Below are 4,107 nucleotides of genomic sequence, written 5' to 3' on the forward strand. Positions count from 1 at the left end.
GAGGCTTTCCGAAGAGGGCAGTTTGGGGCTAAGGTAGAGATACAGGCTCCCGGTTGCAATCAATGTGCAGCCCAGTGCGGATAGAGTTAGCCAGACAAGTATGCCGATGATTTTGTAAAAGCGGTGAATCATGTGGCGACCGTTTTGAAATCAGCGTGATATTATAGAGCCAAAAGAATAGGGACACACTACTTGCAAACTTGCAAAAAATAGTTAAAGTCCTTACTTAGCTGCTTTGCGTAACCTTGGGAAAAGAAAACAAAAATGGGACTTTTCAGTTTTCTAGACCAGCAACCCAAAAGTTTATTGGGGCTGGACATAACCTCCTCCGCTGTCAAGTTGCTGGAGATCAGTCGTAGCGGCTATCGTTATAAGGTTGAAAGCTACATGGTGAGGCCTCTGCCGCCGAATACGGTTGTGGAAAAAAACATTAATGATGTGGAGGCGCTCTCCGAGATCATTCGCAAGGTGGTGAGTCAAGCCAAGGCGAAGGCCCGCGACACCGCTGTTGCCGTATCGGGCTCATCCGTTATTACCAAAGTGATTGAGATGCCTGCCGATCTTAATGATCAGGCAATGGAAACCCAGATTGCTTTAGAGGCAGACCAGTATATCCCCTATCCCCTTGATGAGGTTGCGCTCGATTTTGAAATCATCGGCCCATCTGATAACAATCCGGAGCAAGTCGATGTGCTGTTGGCGGCATGTCGACGGGAAAATGTTGATTCCCGGGCGGAGGCTCTGGAGCAGGCTGGTCTGAACCCCAAGGTTGTGGATGTGGAAGTTTTTGCTGTTGAACGGGCTTTCGAACTATTGTCAACACAACTCGAAGAGCTTGGCGAACAGGTGGTCGTCATTGCAGACATTGGTGCCACTATGCTGACGCTCAGTGTCCTGGTCAATGGCAAAACAGTCTATACGCGGGAGCAACTGTTTGGTGGCAAGCAGGTAACCGAGGAAATACAGCGTCGCTATGGCCTGTCCTTGGAAGAAGCAGGCCAAGCCAAAAAACAGGGTGGCCTCCCGGAAGACTACGTGTCGGAAGTGCTGGAGCCATTCAAGGATGCTCTGGTACAACAAATATCCCGTTCCCTGCAATTTTTCTTTTCATCGAGTCAGTATAACTATATCGACCAGTTGATATTGGCGGGAGGTGTGGCTGCAATGGAAGGGTTGCGTGAGGAGATTGAAGATAAACTCGGATTGCCCACAATGATTGCAAACCCTTTTGCAGAAATGGAAGTCTCCAGCAAGGTAAATGCCGTTGCCTTGAGTAATGATGCTCCGGCGATGTTGATTGCCGCCGGGCTCGCCTTGCGAGGGCTTGAATAAGATGGCCAAAATCAATTTACTCCCCTGGCGCGAAGCACTTCGTGCGGAAAAGAAAAAAGAATTCATTACCCTTGTTTGTGTCGTTCTGGTGGTTGCGGTAATTAGCGCATTCGGTTGGGATCGTCTGGTTTCAAGCCAGATCGAGGCTCAGGATGGCAGGAATGCCATATTGAAGGCCGAAATTACCAAGCTTGAAAAACAGGTTACTGAGATCAAAGAGCTGAAAAAGCGCCGCCAAGATCTGCTTGATCGTATGCAGGTGATTCAGGAGCTGCAGGGCAACAGGCCGGAAATAGTCAGAATTTATGATGAGTTCGTTCGGGCAGTGCCCGATGGCGTCTACTTCACCAAAATGACAAGAAAGGATAAACAGGTGTCGCTGGAAGGTTATGCAGAGTCCAATAATCGCGTCTCTGCCTTGATGAGACAACTTGACGCTTCCTACAAGTTTACTGAACCCAATCTTACAAAAGTTCAAGCCAACGACACCCTCGGAGAGGATGGAAGTCGATTTGAAATGAGGGTCAAAATTATCAATACGCCGGTTGAGCCTGAGGTTCAGCCTGAGAATGCTGAGGGAGATGCGCAATGACGTTAAGTGATTCCTTCCAGCAATTAAAAGACTTTGACTTTACTGACCTGGATTTTGAAAGTATCGGTGTGTGGCCTCTTCCTGTAAGAGTGCTGCTGTTGATCGTTGTATTTTCACTGGTGTTGGCCGGTACTTATTACTTCCACATAAAAGATCTTGGTGTGAAATTGGAGCAATCCAAAGCTCAGGAAGTAAAGCTGAAAGAGAACTTCGAACAAAAAGCTTTTCAGGCAGCAAACCTTGAGGCATACAGAATCCAGATGGCTGAAGTGGAAAAGCTTTTTGGCGCACTGCTGGCGCAGTTGCCCAGTGATACAGAGGTGCCTGGATTACTTGAGGACATCACAGAAATTGGTCACGGTGCAAGCCTGAATATTTCCAGTATCACACTCCAGCCCGAGCGGTCAGCGGAGTTTTATGTCGAGTTGCCTATAAAAATTGTTGCCGAAGGCGGTTACCATGATGTCGGTGCCTTCGTCAGTGGTGTGGCTGGATTGCCAAGAATAGTTACTCTCCATGACTACAGTTTGTCGGTCAAGGGGAGCGGTGGATTACTGGCATTGGAAATCGAAGCCAAAACCTATCGCTATAAGACACAGGAAGACTAGGAAATGGCCAAGTTGAACGGTTTGTTTTTAGTTATTGCTGGCTGTGTCCTGTTATCAGGTTGTGCGGGCGATGGAAACCATAACGATCTGCAAAAATACATGAAAGAGGTCAAGGCCCGCCCTGTAGGGGAAATTGAGCCCTTGCCCACGTTCCGTTCCTACAAAACCTTTCGCTATGGTGCTATCGCTATGCGGAGCCCATTCGATGCTCCCCTGCTCGCGGGCTTGGGAGATAGTGTTGTGGGTAAAAGCACGGTGGAGCCTCCCAACGAAAACCGGAAAAGGGAATACCTCGAAAGTTTTAATTTTGCTGCGCTTTCCATGGTGGGAATTCTTTCCAGACAAGATCAGATTTGGTCGTTGATCGACGACGGGAGTGGTGGTATCCATCGGGTCACAGTCGGTAACTATTTGGGGAAAAATTACGGACGCATTACTGCCATATCGAATGCCAGAGTAGATGTAATTGAAATTGTTCCCGACGGGAAAGGAAACTGGGTAGAGCGTCCGCGTACCCTGGGTCTGAATGAGAAGGACTAATCGAGATGTTTGGGGAAACTGAGATGAAAGGCTGTCTGAAAAAGAGCATGTTGGTGTTGGCCGGCTATTTTGCCTGTTTGGGGCTGTCATCACAGGTATTGGCTGAGGTGATGCTCGAAGATATCAGCTTTGCGACTCTGCCCGGTGACCGCTTCGAGGTTCATATGGACTTCTCCGGTACTCCCCCTTCCCCGGATGGCTACACGATTGACAATCCAGCCAGAATTGTAATGGACTTGCCTGGCGTAGCCAGCGCCCTCGATCAAAAGAAATATGCGTTATCCTTTGAAAATGCCAGAAGTGCCGTTGTTTTGGGTACGTCTGATCGTACCCGTGTCATTTTGAATATGCTGAAAATGGCACCCTATGAAACCCGTGTAGATGGCAACAGCATTGTGTTGTTGGTGGGTGCGGGCGACGGTGTTGCCAGAAACACAGAGAGGAAAGCTGGTATTACCGGAACCGTGGCTTCCGAAGATCGCACCAGTACACCCACCTACAGCATCAAAGGCATCGATTTCCGCCGTGGCGAACAAGGTGAAGGGCTGGTTGTAATCGATTTGTCAAATCCGGCGACAAGTATTGATATTTCTCAGTCCGGTGGTGATGTCAAATTGCGTTTCTTCCGCACAACGTTGCCGGAGTCGCTTGATCGTCGACTGAATGTGGTTGATTTCGCCACGCCTGTAAAAGAGGTTGATGCCAGTTTTGATGGATCCACGACAACGGTATTAATCGATGCTGCTGGTGAATACGATTACATGGCGTACCAGGCAGACGACCAATATATCGTTAGTTTGAAACCCCTTACAGAAGAAGAGCTGGAAAACAAAAAATCCAAGTTTGCCTATGTCGGTGAAAAACTGTCATTGAATTTTCAGGACATTGAGGTCAGATCGGTATTGCAGCTGATAGCGGATTTCACCGAATTGAACCTTGTGGCCAGTGATACCGTGTCAGGTAGTATCACCTTGCGTTTGGAGAATGTTCCCTGGGATCAGGCTCTTGATATCGTGCTAAAAGCAAAAGGGTTGG

The 4,107-nt window shown here is 48.4% G+C and carries 5 protein-coding genes; all 5 read left to right on the plus strand.

Going from position 1 to position 4,107, the window contains the following annotated elements; translation table 11 throughout:
* The first annotated feature begins 264 nt into the window (after positions 1 to 264).
* Positions 265 to 1,332: a pilus assembly protein PilM gene (locus tag ACTF5G_RS09980; RefSeq protein WP_438952654.1), complete on the plus strand. Its 1,068-nt coding sequence runs from the start codon at positions 265 to 267 to the stop codon at positions 1,330 to 1,332.
* 1 nt (position 1,333) lies between these two features.
* A complete protein-coding gene (locus ACTF5G_RS09985; protein WP_438952655.1) occupies positions 1,334 to 1,924 on the plus strand; it encodes a PilN domain-containing protein in 591 nt (196 codons plus the stop codon).
* Positions 1,921 to 2,532, plus strand: coding sequence for a type 4a pilus biogenesis protein PilO (locus ACTF5G_RS09990; RefSeq protein ID WP_438952656.1), 612 nt, complete (start codon positions 1,921 to 1,923; stop codon positions 2,530 to 2,532). The genes ACTF5G_RS09985 and ACTF5G_RS09990 overlap by 4 nt, the downstream gene beginning before the upstream one ends.
* 3 nt (positions 2,533 to 2,535) lie before the next feature.
* Positions 2,536 to 3,072: a pilus assembly protein PilP gene (locus ACTF5G_RS09995; protein WP_438952657.1), complete on the plus strand. Its 537-nt coding sequence runs from the start codon at positions 2,536 to 2,538 to the stop codon at positions 3,070 to 3,072.
* 23 nt (positions 3,073 to 3,095) lie between these two features.
* Positions 3,096 to 4,107 (plus strand): AMIN domain-containing protein (locus tag ACTF5G_RS10000; RefSeq protein ID WP_438952658.1); only part of this gene is annotated, 1,012 nt, incomplete at its 3' end.

This window comes from Porticoccus sp., from assembly GCF_965660005.1.
Taxonomy (GTDB): domain Bacteria; phylum Pseudomonadota; class Gammaproteobacteria; order Pseudomonadales; family Porticoccaceae; genus Porticoccus.

Excerpts from the sequence above, each read along its gene's own strand:
- ACTF5G_RS09980 (WP_438952654.1), top strand. The coding sequence starts at position 265 with ATGGGACTTTTCAGTTTTCTAGACCAGCAACCCAAAAGTTTATTGGGG.
- ACTF5G_RS09985 (WP_438952655.1), top strand. The coding sequence starts at position 1,334 with ATGGCCAAAATCAATTTACTCCCCTGGCGCGAAGCACTTCGTGCGGAA.
- ACTF5G_RS09990 (WP_438952656.1), top strand. The coding sequence starts at position 1,921 with ATGACGTTAAGTGATTCCTTCCAGCAATTAAAAGACTTTGACTTTACT.
- ACTF5G_RS09995 (WP_438952657.1), top strand. The coding sequence starts at position 2,536 with ATGGCCAAGTTGAACGGTTTGTTTTTAGTTATTGCTGGCTGTGTCCTG.